This is a genomic window from Streptomyces sp. NPDC003691, assembly GCF_053981115.1.
In genome coordinates this window covers 19845-35217 of record NZ_JBSFNQ010000005.1, presented here as the reverse complement: position 1 = coordinate 35217, position 15373 = coordinate 19845, and the positions used below count along the sequence as shown (strand labels likewise).

General features: G+C 72.9%; 14 protein-coding genes. 5 read left to right on the top strand and 9 right to left on the bottom strand.

Annotation, left to right across the window (positions count from 1 at the left end; translation table 11 throughout):
- Positions 1-214: 214 nt before the first annotated feature.
- Together ACWDR0_RS04105 and ACWDR0_RS04100 are read right to left on the bottom strand one after the other, a co-directional pair.
- On the bottom strand, positions 215-1261 hold the full coding sequence (locus ACWDR0_RS04105) for a rod shape-determining protein (RefSeq protein ID WP_456350054.1): 1047 nt from the start codon (positions 1259-1261) through the stop codon (positions 215-217).
- A 190-nt stretch (positions 1262-1451) separates the two neighbouring features.
- Positions 1452-2012 carry a hypothetical protein gene (locus tag ACWDR0_RS04100; RefSeq protein ID WP_456350053.1) on the bottom strand — a complete coding sequence of 187 codons (561 nt, stop codon included), beginning with the start codon at positions 2010-2012 and terminating at the stop codon, positions 1452-1454.
- Positions 2013-2184: 172 nt separating this feature from the next.
- Between ACWDR0_RS04100 and ACWDR0_RS04095 the strand changes: the two genes are divergently transcribed.
- The gene (locus tag ACWDR0_RS04095) at positions 2185-3054 is read left to right on the top strand and encodes an SCO2400 family protein (RefSeq protein WP_456350052.1); all 870 of its coding nucleotides are present in this window, start codon (positions 2185-2187) and stop codon (positions 3052-3054) included.
- Between the two features lie 151 nt (positions 3055-3205).
- Here the strand turns inward: ACWDR0_RS04095 and ACWDR0_RS04090 are convergent, their stop codons facing one another.
- Positions 3206-3679: a MarR family winged helix-turn-helix transcriptional regulator gene (locus ACWDR0_RS04090; protein ID WP_456350051.1), complete on the bottom strand. Its 474-nt coding sequence runs from the start codon at positions 3677-3679 to the stop codon at positions 3206-3208.
- Positions 3680-3830: 151 nt separating this feature from the next.
- Here ACWDR0_RS04090 and ACWDR0_RS04085 point away from each other — a divergent pair, with 151 nt between their 5' ends.
- Entirely contained in the window at positions 3831-4859 is a 1029-nt protein-coding gene (locus ACWDR0_RS04085; RefSeq protein ID WP_456350050.1) for an NADP-dependent oxidoreductase, read from the top strand.
- 64 nt (positions 4860-4923) lie between these two features.
- Positions 4924-5355 (top strand): organic hydroperoxide resistance protein, encoded by a 432-nt coding sequence (locus tag ACWDR0_RS04080; RefSeq protein WP_456350049.1) that lies wholly within the window; start codon positions 4924-4926, stop codon positions 5353-5355.
- 250 nt (positions 5356-5605) lie between these two features.
- Here the strand turns inward: ACWDR0_RS04080 and ACWDR0_RS04075 are convergent, their stop codons facing one another.
- Entirely contained in the window at positions 5606-8155 is a 2550-nt protein-coding gene (locus ACWDR0_RS04075) for a M14 family zinc carboxypeptidase (protein ID WP_456350048.1), read from the bottom strand.
- 232 nt (positions 8156-8387) lie between these two features.
- Here ACWDR0_RS04075 and ACWDR0_RS04070 point away from each other — a divergent pair, with 232 nt between their 5' ends.
- Positions 8388-9449 (top strand): EI24 domain-containing protein, encoded by a 1062-nt coding sequence (locus ACWDR0_RS04070; protein WP_456350047.1) that lies wholly within the window; start codon positions 8388-8390, stop codon positions 9447-9449.
- 78 nt (positions 9450-9527) lie between these two features.
- Here ACWDR0_RS04070 and ACWDR0_RS04065 read toward each other — a convergent pair whose 3' ends face one another.
- The 3 genes from ACWDR0_RS04065 to ACWDR0_RS04055 form a co-directional block, all read right to left on the bottom strand.
- Positions 9528-10241, bottom strand: coding sequence for a carbon-nitrogen hydrolase family protein (locus ACWDR0_RS04065; protein ID WP_456350046.1), 714 nt, complete (start codon positions 10239-10241; stop codon positions 9528-9530).
- A 14-nt stretch (positions 10242-10255) separates the two neighbouring features.
- Entirely contained in the window at positions 10256-11503 is a 1248-nt protein-coding gene (locus tag ACWDR0_RS04060) for a pyroglutamyl peptidase (RefSeq protein ID WP_456350162.1), read from the bottom strand.
- 315 nt (positions 11504-11818) lie between these two features.
- A complete protein-coding gene (locus tag ACWDR0_RS04055; RefSeq protein WP_456350045.1) occupies positions 11819-12841 on the bottom strand; it encodes an SGNH/GDSL hydrolase family protein in 1023 nt (340 codons plus the stop codon).
- 259 nt (positions 12842-13100) lie between these two features.
- Between ACWDR0_RS04055 and ACWDR0_RS04050 the strand changes: the two genes are divergently transcribed.
- Positions 13101-13595 carry a DUF3145 domain-containing protein gene (locus tag ACWDR0_RS04050; RefSeq protein ID WP_456350044.1) on the top strand — a complete coding sequence of 165 codons (495 nt, stop codon included), beginning with the start codon at positions 13101-13103 and terminating at the stop codon, positions 13593-13595.
- Between the two features lie 141 nt (positions 13596-13736).
- Here the strand turns inward: ACWDR0_RS04050 and fabF are convergent, their stop codons facing one another.
- Positions 13737-15002, bottom strand: coding sequence for a beta-ketoacyl-ACP synthase II (gene fabF / locus ACWDR0_RS04045; protein WP_456350043.1), 1266 nt, complete (start codon positions 15000-15002; stop codon positions 13737-13739).
- 85 nt (positions 15003-15087) lie between these two features.
- Positions 15088-15336 (bottom strand): acyl carrier protein, encoded by a 249-nt coding sequence (locus ACWDR0_RS04040; protein WP_456350042.1) that lies wholly within the window; start codon positions 15334-15336, stop codon positions 15088-15090.
- Positions 15337-15373 lie beyond the last annotated feature (37 nt).

Here is a 15373-nt window from a genome sequence, read left to right as displayed (position 1 = left end):
GACACCGTCCGGTCCGTCGCCCACCGCGCCCGTCCTCTGCTTCCCGCCCGCCGCTGCCGCCGCGGGACTCCCCGGGCCGCGGACTTCCGGGGCCCACGGCCTCTTCCGGCCGCCGCCCCACCGGCCGCCGACTTCTCCGGCCGCCGACTTCTCCGGTCCGGGCCTCCCGGGCCTCCTGGACCTCCCGGGCCTTCCGGTACGGCGTCCGGCTCCGTTATCCGGCGACCTCGGCCAGCGGATTGAGCACCAGCGGCTGGATCCTGCCTTCCAGCATCTCCCCGAGCCCGAGGATCGCACAGACGTCCGGCCGCTCGGCGATCTCCACCGGCATTCCGGTGGCGTCCCGGAGCATCTGGTCGAGACCGGGGAGCAGCGCGCTGCCGCCGACCATGGTGATCCCCCGGTCGGCGAGGTCGGCGACCAGATCCGGCGGGCAGTCCCGCAGCACCTTGCCGATACCGTCGAGCACCGAGGTCAGGGGCGTATGGATGGCGTTCCGTACGGCGGCGGTGTCCACATGCACCGTACGGGCGAGTCCGGTCGCCACGTCCCGCCCGTGGATCTCCGTCACCTCCGGCCCCTGGGAGGTCAGGCCGTTGCCGCTGAGTGCCAGCTGGAGCGGGCGTACGGACTGGCTGGGCAGCATCAGCTCGTGCTGGGTGCGCAGGTGCTGGATGACGGCCGCGTCGATCGCGTTGCCGCCCACCGGCAGCCGCTCCGCGGTGACGATCGACCCCAGGGAGAGCACCGCGACCTGGGTGGTCGCCGCCCCGCAGACCATGATCATGGTGGCGGTCGGCTGTTCGACGGGGAGTCCGCAGCCCACGGCGGCGGCGATCAGGGTGTCGACCAGCTCGACCCGGCGGGCTCCCAGCCCCACCAGCGTCTCCACGGCGGCGCGCTGGGCCAGCGGATCGGCGTCGTGGGGGGTGCAGGCGGCGGCCCGCAGCCGGGGCTTGCGGCGCAGCTGGCGGCGGAGCTTCTCGCCGAGCAGATGGCGCAGCATCCGCTGGGCCATCTCGATGTCCACCACCGTCCCGCCGGAGACCGGCCGGACCACCCGGATGTAGTGGGGTGTGCGGCCGGTCATCTGTTCGGCGAGGGCGCCGACCGCGATGAGGGAGCCGGTCCTGGTGTTCACGGCGGCGACGCTGGGCTCGTCGACCACCAGCCCGGCGCCCTTGACGAACACCCGGGTACGGGCGGCACCGAGGTCCACCCCGACATGGCAACGGCGCAACTGCTCCAGACTGACGCTCACGACGATCCTCCCGAGGCGGTACGTGCGATACGCGGGTGCGTGCGGTACGAGCGATACGCGGGATGCGTGCCGCGGTACGTGATCGCGGTATGTGGTCGCCCTCGTATCGTCCGTCCGGGGCGGGTCCGGCGCGCGCCGGGTGGTCCGCCCGGGTTACCGCCACCTCTGACGGGACGTCATTCCGGACGGTTCAGAGCAGGCGTTGGAGCAGGCCCCAGGCGAATTCCGCGACCGCGCGGCCGCCGTCCGGCAGCGTCAAGGACAGCTGCTGGCGTGTCGGCGCGGATCCCTCCATCGGAGTCACCGGGGCGAACGCCCGGGCCGCCTCGTCCGCGGTGCACGACCAGGGGGTGAGATCCGCGGCCGTACGGAGGTCGGGGGAGGGCGTTCCGGGCGCCCGGACCAGCCATTCGTTCCAGACGGCCCCGCTTCCGGCGGCGGTGGTCACCTCGAAGCGCAGCCCCGGCCAGAGGGGCAGCGGCCAGAGGTGCGCCTCGCACTCCAGATCGCCGATCCGGCGGCGTACGGACGTCTCGGGCGGGCCGAGGACCGAGCGGTAGCGGGCCGCCGCGCCGCGGGGGGAGCGGGACCGGCACATCGCCTGCCAGCGGCTGTTGGCCTCCCGCATCCGGGCGGCCGTGACGCCCAGTTCGCGGCGGGCGTCTTCGACCAGGGCCGGCTGGTGGTCGGCCATCCGGCGCAGCAGGACCAACTGGAAGTCGAGGGCGCCGAAGGGCGCGGGTGAGGTCATCGGGCCATCCTCGCGGACGGGTGCAAGGCCGACGGGCCGGCACCGAGCGGCACCGTACGGTCACCGACGTCAACCTTCCGAAACGGAAATCACCCTTGGGTGGAGAGTTCCCACAGGATCCTCACACGGTCCTTCACTTCTTACGGAGGACGGCCCATAGCCTGCGGGCGCCATGGATTACTGCCACCAGTGCCGACGACATCTCAACGGAGCACTCGCCTGCGCGGGGTGCGGTACCCCGGCCTGGCAACTGCACGGCCCCGGACCGGAGCCCGATTCCGCCCGGGCGCCCGGACCGGGTCCCGGCCCCGGGGCCTGGGCGGAGCCGCGGCGGTCCGCGGCTGCCGGGGACCCCGAGCCCCCGGGGGATCCCGGGGGCGGGGTGCTGGAGCTGGGCGAGGTCTCCTGGGGTGCGCGGGGGGCCGGTGCCGACGGGGGTGCCGGACGCGGCCCCGGTGCCGGATCCGCCGGGCGTGCCGGGGGCGGCCGGGCTCGGCGCAGGGCCGCCGCGAAGCCCCGGGCCGCCGGGCGCCGGGCCCGCCGAAGGCGCGGGCGGAACGTCCTGGTCGGGGTGGCCGGACTGGTGCTCGCCGGGGGCGCGCTGAGCCTGGCCGAACTGGGCCTGGAGGGCGGCGACGGCACCTCCACGGTGGTGAAGGAAGAGGAGCGGACCCCGGTCGAACCGCCGCCCCGGCCCGAGGGCACCCGGGACGACACCGCCCCCGCGCGGCCCGACGTGCCCAGCGGGCGGCCCGACGAGGTGTCCGGGTCGAGGGGGTCGGGCCGGGCGACGGCGACCGGTCCCGCCCGCCCGGCCGCGAGCGGCACCGCGACGGCGGACCCCGGCCGGACCACTGCCCCGCCCCCGGAGCCACGGCCCACCGGCCCGGCGCTGCCCGGGCCCTCCGACAGCCCGCCGGAGCCCCGCCCCAGCGGCTCGGCGACCCCGCCGCCGACGGCGTCGCAGAGCCCGGGGCCGGGACCGACACCGGCTCCGGCGCCCAGCGAGACATGCAGCCCGTTCCTCTGGTGGTGCCTCTGACCGGTGGTGCCTCTGAACGGCCCGGCGCCGCGCCGGGCTCGCTGCCTGCCGCGGGTCTCGCGGGCCACCCCTCGCAGGCCGGGTTCCTCGCGAGCCGCCCGCTCGCCGGCCGGGCCCCTCGTGGACCGAGCCCTCGTAGACCGGCCGGAGGCTAGACCCGCACCGCCGTGTCCTCGCCGAGGAGCCGTTTCAGCAGGTCCCGCAGCACCGTGCGCTCCAGCGGGGTCAGCCCGGCCAGCGGTTCACGGGCGAAGGCCGCCCGCAGGGACCCGCAGAGCCGTCCGGTCATCTCCGCGCCTTCGTCCGTCGCCGCCGCGTACTTGACCCGGCGGTCGTGCGGATCGGGATGCCGCTCCACCAGGCCGCGCAGCTCCAGCCGGTCGATGATCCCGGTGATGTTCGACGGCTCGCAGGCCATCCGGTCGGCGACCTGACGCATCGGCAGCGGCTCCCGGGTCAGCAGCGCCAGCACCTTCGCCTGGGCGGTCGTGAGCGACTGCTCGGCGGCAGCGTGCTCGTAAGCCGTCATATAGCGCCAGACGACGTCCCCGATCAGTTCGATGACCTCGCCCGACACGCCGTTCTCGGCGAGGAGGTCAGGGGTGGCGGCGCGCTCAGTGGGCATGGCGACCAGCGTACTCCGATACTTGACAGGATGAAATATCCAGGTCAATAATTGCTTTAGAACGTGAAACTTTTCCGTCATGAAGCATGGGTCCCGCCGTGCTCCGGGGCAGGTCCCGGGGCATCCCATGGGGCCGCAGGAGGTTGCCCGCATGTCCGCACTGCCCACCACCAGCCGTGAATGGCAGCTCGTCGCCCGCCCGCACGGCTGGCCGACGAAGGATCTTGTCGCCCTGCGCGAGGTCCCCGTCGGAGAGCCCGCGGACGGGCATGTCCTCGTGCGCAACACCCACTTCTCCGTCGACCCCTATATGCGCGGCCGGATGAGCGACGCCAAGTCGTACGCCGCCCCGTACGAGCTGGACCGGCCCATGCACGGCGGTGCGGTGGGCGAGGTGATCGCCTCGCGCGCGGAGGGCTTCGCCGTCGGTGACGCCGTGACGCACGGCCTGGGCTGGCGTGAGATCGCCGAGGTCCCGGCGGCCGAGGTCCGTAAGATCGACACCTCGCTGGCCCCCGCCTCCACCTATCTGGGCGCCCTCGGGATGACCGGCCTCACCGCCTACGCGGGGCTGTTCCGGGTCGCCGGATTCAAGGAGGGGGACACCGTCTTCGTCTCCGGCGCCGCCGGGGCGGTCGGCGGCTTCGTCGGACAGATGGCCCGTATCAAGGGCGCTTCCCGGGTGATCGGTTCCGCCGGCTCGGACGCCAAGGTCGAGCGGCTGCTCCAGGGTTACGGCTTCGACGCCGCCTTCAACTACAAGAACGGCCCGGTGGCCGCGCAGCTGGCCCAGGCCGCCCCCGACGGTATCGACGTCTACTTCGACAATGTGGGCGGCGAGCATCTGGAGGCGGCTCTCGGGGCCTTCAACCCCCGGGGCCGGGCGGCTCTCTGCGGTGCCATCTCCGTCTACAACAACACCGAGCTCGCTCCCGGGCCGAACAACCTCTATCTCGCCGTCACCAAGCAACTGCGGCTTGAGGGCTTCCTGGTGCTCGACCACTTCGACCTGCTGCCGGAATTCGTCCGGGACACCGCGGGCTGGCTCGCCTCGGGCGAACTGGTCTACGACGAGACCGTCGTCGAGGGCATCGAGAACGGCTTCGACGCGTTCCTCGGCGTACTCCGCGGCGAGAACACCGGAAAGATGATCGTTTCGCTGGCGGACGGGCGCGGATAGGGTCGGGGCACCAGCGTCACGGTCTTGGGCGCGAGCCGTGGCGCACCACAGGAGGAGTGAGCACATGCCCATCCAGCAGTCCGATGTGGTCTACACGGCCGTCGCCACCGCGGAGAACGGCCGGGACGGCCGGGTCGCCACCGACGACGGCAAGCTCGATGTCGTGGTGAACCCGCCCAAGGAGCTCGGCGGTTCCGGCGCGGGCACCAACCCGGAGCAGCTGTTCGCCGCCGGGTTCAGCGCCTGCTTCCAGGGTGCCCTGGGTGTGGTGGCGCGTCAGGAGGGCGCCGACCTCACCGGGGCGACGGTCACCGCGGAGGTCGGGATCGGGAAGAACGACGACGGATTCGGCATCATCGTCCGGATATCCGCGCGGATACCGGGTGCCGACGAGGCCCGGGCCCGGGAGCTGATCGAGAAGGCGCACGAGGTCTGCCCGTACTCGAAGGCGACCCGCGGCAACATCACGGTCGACCTGGCGGTCACCCCGGCATAGCCCGTGCCTGCCCGGGGCTCGCCGCCCCGAACGGAAGAAGGCCCCCGGGGCGGTGAACCACCGCCGCCCCGGGGGCTTTCGTGCCTATCATGATGATGGCGGTTCGGTTTATGGGTCTGTTGAGGTCCCTCGGCGGCCGGACCGCCATGGCCCGGTGGGTTTCCTACGCTTCTGCGTCCCGCCGGGCCTCTGCTGTTCCCCTCCGGGCCGGCCGGTCCCGTGGGAGCGGCCGGCCCGCCGCGTCAGCGGGTCAGCGGGTCAGAAGCGCCCGGGCCACCACCGCGAAGGAACCCTTCGGGTGGTCGCGGAAGAGCGGTTCCGTGCCGATCAGGACCGCCGGGACGCCCGCCGCCGAGACCGTGCTGACCACCGACGGCTTTCCGGACGCGTCCGCGGGGCCGCCCGTTCCGTCGGACAGCGCCCGCCAGTGGCCGGACACCAGCGGGTTGCCGCCCGCGTACGACTGGTCGGTGCGGACCCCCGCGCCCAGGCCGGTGAACCACACCGGCGAGTAGACGAAGGTGTGCCCCGGCGCCCCGCCGGTCAGCGTTCCGCCCGCGTTGGCGACCCGGACCACACCGTTGGCGTCGCCGTTGCCCTCCACGGCCGTCGCGGTGATCAGCCCGGCCCCGTTGCCGAACGCCGCACCCGCCGCGCCCAGTCCGGTGAAGCCCGCCCCGCTCGCGAGGAACGCCTGCCGTGCCTCCGGGGTCAGCCCCGACCAGCTCAGCCCGGTCGACACGATCAGCGCGTCCGCGCCGGTCCAGTCGAAGCCCGCGTTCAGTACCGCGGTCGACACCGGCACCACGTCGAAGCCCATCTCGCGCAGCGCGAACTGCTCGCCCGAGGTGACCGCGGCGGCCACCCGGGTGCGCTTCAGCGGCGCCACCCCGCGCTCCCGGGTCGCCGTGAAGGCGACCCCGAAGCGGTCCGCGGCCACCGCCGCCGCCTTGCGCGCCGAGCCCGGCACGATCGCCGCGCCGTCCGCCGTACGGCGTACCGCGACCCCCTGCCCGAGCAGCGAGTTGAGCGCCGCCAGCTCCTTCGGGTCGTCCAGCCGCAGCTTCAGATCGCCCCAGGGGGCCACCGAGCCGCTCGGGGCGGCCGCGGCCACCGGCCTGGCCACCAGCCGCAGGTCACCGCGCTCGACCCGGTCGACGGACGCGCCCCACAGCAACCCCAGGCTCCAGCCCGAGATGTCGTACATCGTGGACACGTCCGCGCTGATGTCCCGGCCCGCCGCCAGCATCACATTGGCGATACCGCGCTTGGGCTGCCGCATGTCGACCACGTACGACCCGGCCGGATAGACCTTCTGGCCCAGCCGGAACGGCAGCACGGCCCGCTCCACCCGGACGTCGTTGGCGATCAGATGGTCCACCAGCCGGCCCGCCGCGACCCCGCTGCGCTGACCGGAGCCCGCCGGAATGACATACGCCCGCGGGAAGGTGGTGGTGTAGACGTCCTCGGGACCGATCCCCGGCACACCCGGGACCGTCTCCTCCGAGACCGGCCGCTGGGCCTCGCCCGCGGCGCCCCGCCGGAACGTTTCGATCTGGTCGGCGAGCAACCGGCCCCGGTTGTCCTGGGTGAAGTCGAGCGTGGCGCGCATCGTCGCGCCCGCGATCGCGGTGTTGATCGCGGACCGCCGGCGCAGCTCCGTCTCCGGCAGGGTGTTGTACGCGCTGCCGTTGACCCGCAGCGGGAACTCGATGGTGTGCGAGGCCACCGCGCCCTGGAACGGCATGTACTGCGGGGTGAAGATGGGCGGCCAGTCGTCCCAGCCCTCCGCCGAGTCCCGGAACGGGATCTCGACCGGCAGCACGCCGTCCTTCTCCTGGGTGTAGCCGAGCCCGTTGACCGCCTTCTCCATGCCCAGCGCGTTGGCGTAGGAGTTCTTCAGGAAGAGGTCGTACTCGTAGTTCTCGCCGTGCGGCGGCGTCGTCGGCTCGATCAGGGTGCCGTTGACATAGCCGTGCAGGTCCAGCATGACCGCGGGCTGCTTGTCGATGGCGATCTGCCGGATCGCCCGGGTCTCGGGCTGGGTGGCGGTGATGAAGTCCCGGTTGAGGTCGAAGCCGTTGGCGTTCGCCCGGGTGCCCGCGACCCGGCCGTCCGGGTTCGCGGTGACGTTCAGATAGATGCGGTTCTTCGCCAGCAGCGAGAGGGTTCTGGCGTCCTTGGCCTTCGCCAGCTCCTCGATGAGCTTGAGGGCCGCGTCCGTGCCCTCCCACTCGTTGCCGTGGATGTTGTTGTTGATGAAGACCGGCGTCTTGTAGGACTTCTTGATGGCCTTGTCCCGGGCGGCGGCCGCGGGGGAGTTCTCTATCCGCTCCCGCATCCGCTCCTGCTCCCGGACCTCCCGCGCGCTCTCGGGCGCGGTGACCGTGACCAGATACAGCTCCCGCCCGGTCGACGAGCGGCCCGCGATCTCCACACTGACCCGGTCGCCGAGCTTCTGCAGCTCGTTCAGCTTCGGGGCGATGGAGTGGTACGGCACCAGGCCCAGCTTCACCGACCGGTCGGCCGGATCGGTGGGCGGCACCGTCAGGGTGGTCCGCCGGGGGTAGCCCTCGGTGCGGTGGAAGGAGGTGGTGGGGAGGGTGAGCGCGTTACGGGCCGCGCCGAGCGGTGCCCGGGAGAGTGCCGAATCGGTCGTTCCCTCGTCGCGTACGGGGTCGGGGCCCGCCGGGCCGGACGCCGCGGGCTGCGCGGGCCGGGCCGCCGCCGGTACGGGTGCGAGGAGCACGGCGACGGCGAGCGCCGTGGTGGTGACCAGAACGGGTCTGGGTATGCCCATGCGTGTTGCCTCCGGAATCGGGGGTCGACGCTGTGACGCATGTGCACGGATGTGCCGTCTGCGTCATAAGCAATCGGTACGCAGGGGTCTACCGGTTCAACTCGGGAACAATCAAGAGGTATAAGCCACGTATCTTCCGGTCCGGCCCCGCGGCCGCCCGGTCCGGACACCGTGACAGGGCCCGGACAACGCCCGAACATCCGCGCGACGGAGGCCGGATAGGCTCACCGCCATGAACGATCTCGGCAAGGGCTTCGGCTATCTCTTGAAGGGCCAGCGGTGGATCGCGGGCCGCGGACGCCGGCTCGGCCTGGGGCTGCTGCCCGGTCTGCTGACCCTGGTGCTCTATTTCGGCGCCCTCGTCGGCCTGGCCTTCGGGGCCGACGACTTCGTGGCCTGGACGACGCCCTTCGCCGACGACTGGTCATCGCCCTGGCTGGGCATCTTCCGGGGCACCCTGACCGCGCTGACGTTCGGGATCGGCCTCTTCCTGGCCGTGATCACCTTCACCGCCACCACCCTCCTGGTCGGCCAGCCCTTCTACGAGTCGCTCTCCGAGGACGTCGACCGCAGCGAGGGCGGCGAGGTCCCCCAGTCGGGCAATTCGTTCTGGCGCGACCTGTGGATCTCCGCCCGCGACTCGGCCCGGATCCTGGTCAGGGTGGCGCTGTACGGCATCGTCCTCTTCGCCCTGGGCTTCGTCCCGGTGCTCGGCCAGACCGTCGTCCCGGTCCTCGGCTTCTGCGTCTCCGGCTACTTCCTGGCCGAGGAGCTGACCGCGGTCGCCCTCCAGCGCCGGGGCATGCTCCTCAAGGAGCGGCTGCGGCTGCTGCGCGGCCGCCGGATGCTGGCCCTCGGCTTCGGCGTCCCGCTCTTCCTGGCCTTCCTGGTGCCGTTCGTCGCGGTGTTCCTGATGCCGGGCGCCGTCGCGGGCGCCACGCTGATGGCCCGGGACCTGGCACCGCTGCCGCCCGCCGGGAACGGCGACGACAACGGTGACGGCGACACCGAAGGCGACACCGGCAGCGGTCCCGGGACCGGCGCGCAGGGCGGTACGGTCCCGGCCTCCGGCTACGGCACCGCTCCTGGCGCCCCGGGCTACGGCACCGCCCCGGGCGGCCCGGGGTACGGCACCGCTCCGGGCGCCCCGGCCCCCGGCTACGGCGCCCCGGCCGCCGCGCCCGCCCCGAATCCGTACCGCAAGGCACAGCAGGCCCCGCAGGCCCCCGGCACCGCCCCCGGCGGCCCGGTGTCCTACCAGCACCCGGGCCGCCCGCCCGGCAGCCCGCGCTGACGCCCGGCACCCCGCGCCGACGCGCCACGCGGCGCAGGGCGCGCGGTGCCCCGCACCCCGTACGGCCGGCTCCCGCCCTCAGAGCGGGAGTTCGGCCACCACGACACCGGGCGCGGCGCCCGCGCCGGCCAGCCGGACGCCGTCCGGCCCCCAGACCCCGCTGTCCCCCCGGCAGTCGCCGCAGTCGTTCTCCCCCAGGGCGTTGGCCAGCACCACGTACAGCCCGTTCTCCCGGGCCCGTACCGGATACACCGCCTCGAACGAGTCGTTCCCCAGCTCCAGCACCGAGCTGGCCAGATAGACCGCCGCACCCGACTCGCGGGCCCGGCGGGCGATCTCCGGGAACCGGTTGTCGTAGCAGACCGCGAGCGCGAACCGGACACCGTCGAGGACGAATCCGCCGTCCGCCGTGCCCGCCGTGAAGTACTCCCGCTCCACACCGTGGAGATGCTGCTTGTCGTAGCGGGCCAGCAGCGCCCCGTCCGGGCCGAAGACCAGGGACGTGATCGCCGGTCGCCCGGCGGGCGTCCGTACGGTCGCGTTGACCACGGCCGCCGTCCCGGTCTCCCGGCAGGCGTCGCGCACCGGCCCCCACCGCTCGTCGTCCTCGCCGAGGGAGAGCTCCGGCTCCTTGGCGAGCCGTTCGGCGAAGTACCCGGTGAGGGCGGTCTCGGGGAACACCACGACCCGGGCGCCCTGCCCGGCGGCGGTCCGGACCAGCTCCGCCGCCGTCAGGACATTGGCCGCCACATCGCCGGGTACAGGGGCGAACTGCGCTGCTGCGATCTTCATACCGTCATCTTCGCTCAGGCGCGGTTCTCCGCCGCCACCCGGATGATCTCCCTGACCTGGGCGATGATGTCGAGCCGGTTCTGTACGAAGACGGGGTCGGTCAGCTCCGTGGTGTTGCCCGCGCCGAACGCGAGCACCGGGGTGTGCACATGGCCGCCCGGGGTGTCGAGGCCCAGCCGGTCGCGCAGCAGGGTCGCCCGGTAGGCGATCTCGTTCGACAGGTAGTTGCCGCCGCCGCCCGCGCGCGCGGTGGAGCCGGGGGTCGGGCCGCCCGGCCGGTCCACGGGCGCGGTGCCGCCCGCCGGGATCTCGGTCACCGAGGTGTTGTCGTACACCGGGAAACGGCCGGTGGGCGCGGCGGTGATGGCCGTGGCGGGCAGTGTCGACGAGGTCCACTGCGGCTGTGTCGCCGGGTCTGCGACCGGGACGGTCTCCAGCCGCGACACGTTGTCGTTGTCGCCGAAGCCGCCGCGCCAGGCGCCGTTGGTGCGCTCGATGTCGAACCGGCCGGGCCGCCCCTGGCTGACCGTGGTGAAGAGATCCACCTGCGGCAGATACGGCCGCAGGGTCCGCTCGACCGTGCCGTCGGCGAAGTCCGCCCAGCGGACGGGGAAGACGGCGGCCTCCACCCGGGCCGGGCCGTCGGCGGTCCGGATCACCGTGCCGTCGAGGGCAAGGGCCGTCGCCCCCGACGGATTGCTGATCCGGATGTCCCGGTCGAGGGTGAACGGGTCGAAGCCGGTCATCAGGATCCGCTTCAGCCCCTTCCCCTTCTTCCCGTCCTTGCCGTCCCTGCCGTCCTTGCCGTGCCGGTCGGCCGCGGGGAAGCGGAGGGAGTCCTGGCCGCGCGAGGACCGCTCCAGCCGGTCCAGCAGCCGGGCGCGCTGCTCGGCGCCGAGCGCGAACGACGGCTGCCAGAGCCGCAGTTCGCGGACCATCGCCAGCCGCGCCCAGTAGAGCGGCCGGTCGTCGTCCCGGCTCAGATCGCCGGTCAGCGGGCCGCGCCCCTGGGCCCGGTCGACGGCGCGCTGCCAGAGCGCGGCCGCGTGCCCCGCGACGGCCTTCTCCGCCCGGCAGTACGACCCGGCCGCGGCCAGGCTGCGGGCAAAGGCGGGCGCCACCGTGTCGAAGCCGCCGCGCCGCAGGATCTCCTGCGGTACGGCCCGGTCCAGCCGGTTCTCCTCGACGGTGGCCGGGGCGGGCGCGGCGGCGGGCGCCGGGGGAGCGGCCTGGGCCGGTACGGCCAGCGCCAGGGAGAGCAGCGCCGAACCGGCGGCCGTGAGAACGGCCTTGCGGCGGACGGATATCGGGGCGGCCGGGGAAACGGGCGACGGCGACAAGGAGGTGATCCTTCCGTGGGACGGGTGGCGGAAGTATCACCCCGTTGCCGGGCCGCTGGCTACGAGATCCCGCGGCCCTGCCCCGTACCGCCCCGGGAACGGCCGGTACGGGCCGGTACGGCCGGAATCCGCTGGTGAGGGGCCGTTCGCCCCGGCCCTTCCCGTGCCCCGATGCGTGCCGCCGCCCCGGCCCCGTACCCGCCGACCGCGGCTTCGTACCCGCCGGACCGTGGCCCGCTACGGCGCCGCGGCCGCCGTGATGTTCCGGTACGCGATTTCCGCCAGCCTGCTCTGGCCGTTCCGGCTCGGATGGAACCAGTCCCACCGGCTGAGCTGATCGCCCTCGAAGGCGTACGAGAAGACCGCGCCCCCGTCGTACCGGCACCGCGGATCCGTGGCGCAGACCTCCTTCAGGACCCCGTTGTACGCGACCACCCGCTCCTGCACCCGGGCCCGGCGCGCGGTGGCCTCCGGGCCCAGGTCCTCGGGGTCCTTCAGCATCGACGAGCAGATCCCGAGCTTCCAGATCTGACGCCCTATCGGGTCGTCCCGGCCGGTCTCCCAGAGCCGCTTCAGATCGGGCACGCTCGACACGTACACCTGGCTCTTGGGGGAGACGCGCCGCAGCTCCTTCAGGGCGCCGGTGAACGACGCGCGGAAGTCGGCGACCGGGGTCATCAGATCGGCGGAGTCCGAACAGGCGTCGTTGGCCCCGGCCAGCACCGTGACCAGCTCCGGCTTCCGGGCCGCCGCCCTGGTCATCTGGGCCGGGAGATCCGCCATCTCGGCGCCGGTCTTCGCGTAGTTCCAGGTCCGCTGGGAGACGGTGGCGGCATCGCCGATCAGCCGCAGCGCCAGACTGCGGACCCGGGAGTCGGTGCCGGTGGCCCAGGACGACTCCGGGCAGTCGGAAAGCACCGAGCAGGCGTTGAAGCTGCGGGTGATGGAGTCGCCGACGGCGGCGATGGTGGCGGGGCTGCGGTCCCAGACGAACGCCGGGGCCTTCTTGGCGGCGGCCCCCTTGGTCCTGGTGCCGTCGTCCGTGTCCGGCGACGAGTCGCAGCCCGCGAGGGCGGCGGTGAGAACGAGGGCCGCGCTCACCCCGGCCGCGGCGGCCGCCCGGCCCCGCCGCCGGTCCGTGCGCCTGCCGGGCGCCCCCGGAACGCTCCCGGCGCTCCTTCTCCTGTCGGCGTCCCCGCCGTCCGTTCCCCCGCTGGTCCCGTCTCCGGTCCTGTACGTCGCCGAGTGCCGGTCGCGCATCCCGGTGTCCCCTCCGTGTCGATGCCCCCGAGGTCCTGCCGAGTGAAAGCTTGGTGCGTACCGCCCGCCGGACCGACATTACGTCACCCCACGGGCACCCACTCACGGTAGCTTTTTCCCGTCGGTCCAGAGGCATCGTGCCCATCGGCTCCGGTAAATTACATCACGTCACATACTGTCCCTTTTGTGGAGATTCACTCCTGATGCTGTTTACTGAGAGCGCTGGGAAGGCGACCCTCGTCCCACACTGGAGGTCCCGGTGACGACACGCGGCGTTCTCTACGTCCACTCCGCCCCGCGCGCGCTCTGCCCGCACGTCGAATGGGCGGTCGCGGGTGTACTCGGCGTACGGGTACAGCTCGACTGGATCCGGCAGCCCGCATCCCCGGGCACCTGGAGAGCGGAACTCTCCTGGCGCGGCGAGGTGGGCACGGCGTCCAAGCTGGCCTCCGCGCTGCGCCACTGGCATCTGCTGCGCTTCGAGGTCACGGCCGAGCCGTGCGCCACCGCGGAGGGCGAGCGCTACAGCGCCACACCCGACCTCGGCATCTTCCACGCCGTCACCGGTATCCACGGGGACATCCTGATTCCCGAGGACCGGCTGCGGGCCGCCATGCTCCGCGCGGCCCGGGGCGAGACCGTGCTGGAGGCCGAGCTGTCCCGGCTGCTGGGCAAGCCGTGGGACGACGAACTGGAATCCTTCCGGTACGCGGGCGAGGGCGCCCCGGTCCGCTGGCTCCACCAGGTCGTCTGAGCCACGCGGCCCGGACGTCCGGGCCGGGACCCGGGCGGCGGGCACGGCAAAGGGCCCGTACCACCCCCCGGAGGGGGCCGTACGAGCCCTGGAAGCGCCGCCGCCGGATCCGGGAGAACACCGGGCCGGAAGCAGACGGGATCAGACGGAGCGGAACGCCAGCACCACGTTGTGGCCGCCGAAGCCGAACGAGTTGTTGATCGCCGCGATCGTGGTCCGCGGCAGCGCCCGGGCCTCGCCGCGCACGATGTCCGCGTCGACCTCCGGGTCCAGCTCGTCGATGTTGATGGTCGGCGGGGCGAGGCGGTTGTACAGCGCCAGCACCGTCGCCACCGTCTCGATACCGCCGGCGCCGCCGAGCAGATGACCCGTCATCGACTTGGTCGCCGAGACGGCGACATGGTCGAGGTCGTCACCGAGGACCTGGCGCAGCGCCTTCACCTCGGCGACGTCACCCAGAGGGGTGGACGTGGCATGGGCGTTGAGGTGCGCGATCTGCTCGGGCTTGAGATCGGTGCTCTCCAGCAGCCCGCGCATCGCCGCGGCGATGCCCCGGCCCGTGGGCTCGGGCTGGGCGATGTGGTGGCTGTCGGCGGAGAGGCCCTGGCCGAGCACCTCGCAGTAGATCCTCCGGGCGCCGCGCCGGGCGGCGTGCTCCGCGGACTCCAGGATCACGACACCCGCGCCCTCGCCGAGGACGAAGCCGTCCCGGGCGGTGTCGTACGGGCGGGACGCCTGCTCCGGCGCGTCGTTGTTCTTCGACATCGCCATCATGTTGGCGAACGCGGCCACCGGCAGCGGGTGGATCGCCGCCTCCGTGCCGCCCGCGACGACGATGTCCGCACGGCCCGTACGGATCATCTCCACCGCGTAGCCGATCGCCTCGGCGCCGGACGCGCACGCCGACACCGGGGTGTGCACCCCGGCCCGGGCGTTGACCTCCAGGCCGACATTGGCGGACGGGCTGTTCGGCATGAGCATGGGCACGGTGTGCGGGGAGACCCGGCGCGCGCCCTTCTCCTTCAGCACGTCGTACTGGTCGAGCAGGGTGGTGACACCGCCGATACCGGACGCGATGACCGTGCCGAGACGGTCCGGGTCGATCCCGGAGTCGTCACCGGCGGGGCTCTCGAAACCGGCGTCGGCCCAGGCTTCCCGCGCGGCGATCAGCGCGAACTGCGCCGAGCGGTCGAGCTTGCGGGCGACCGGCCGGGGCAGGACCTCGGAGGGGTCGACGGCCACCGGGGCGCCGATCCGCACCGGCAGATCGGCGAAGCCCTCGCCTTCGAGAGCCCTGGCTCCGGAGCGCCCGGAGACCAGGCCCTCCCAGGTCGATGCGCTGTCGCCACCCAACGGTGTGGTTGCGCCGATACCGGTGACGACCACGGTGCGATTGGTCGAGTTCATCGGAATTCTTTCTCCACGTGTAGGGGGTGCTGAATATCTCGGCGCCACCGGGGGGCGGCGACAAGCGCCCGGACCTGGGCGGATATCAGCCCTGGTGGTCGAGGATGTACTTCGCGGCGTCGCCGACGGTCTTGAGGTTCTTGACGTCCTCGTCCGGGATCTTGACCTCGAAGCGCTCCTCGGCGGCGACGACGACCTCGACCATGGAGAGCGAGTCCACGTCCAGGTCGTCGGTGAAGGACTTGTCGAGCTGAACGTCCTCGACCGGGATTCCGGCGATCTCGTTCACGATCTCGGCGAGGCCCTCGACGATCTCTTCCTGCGTGGCGGCCATGTGGCGCTCCTTCGATTGGTTTCTGTGTCAGAGGGAT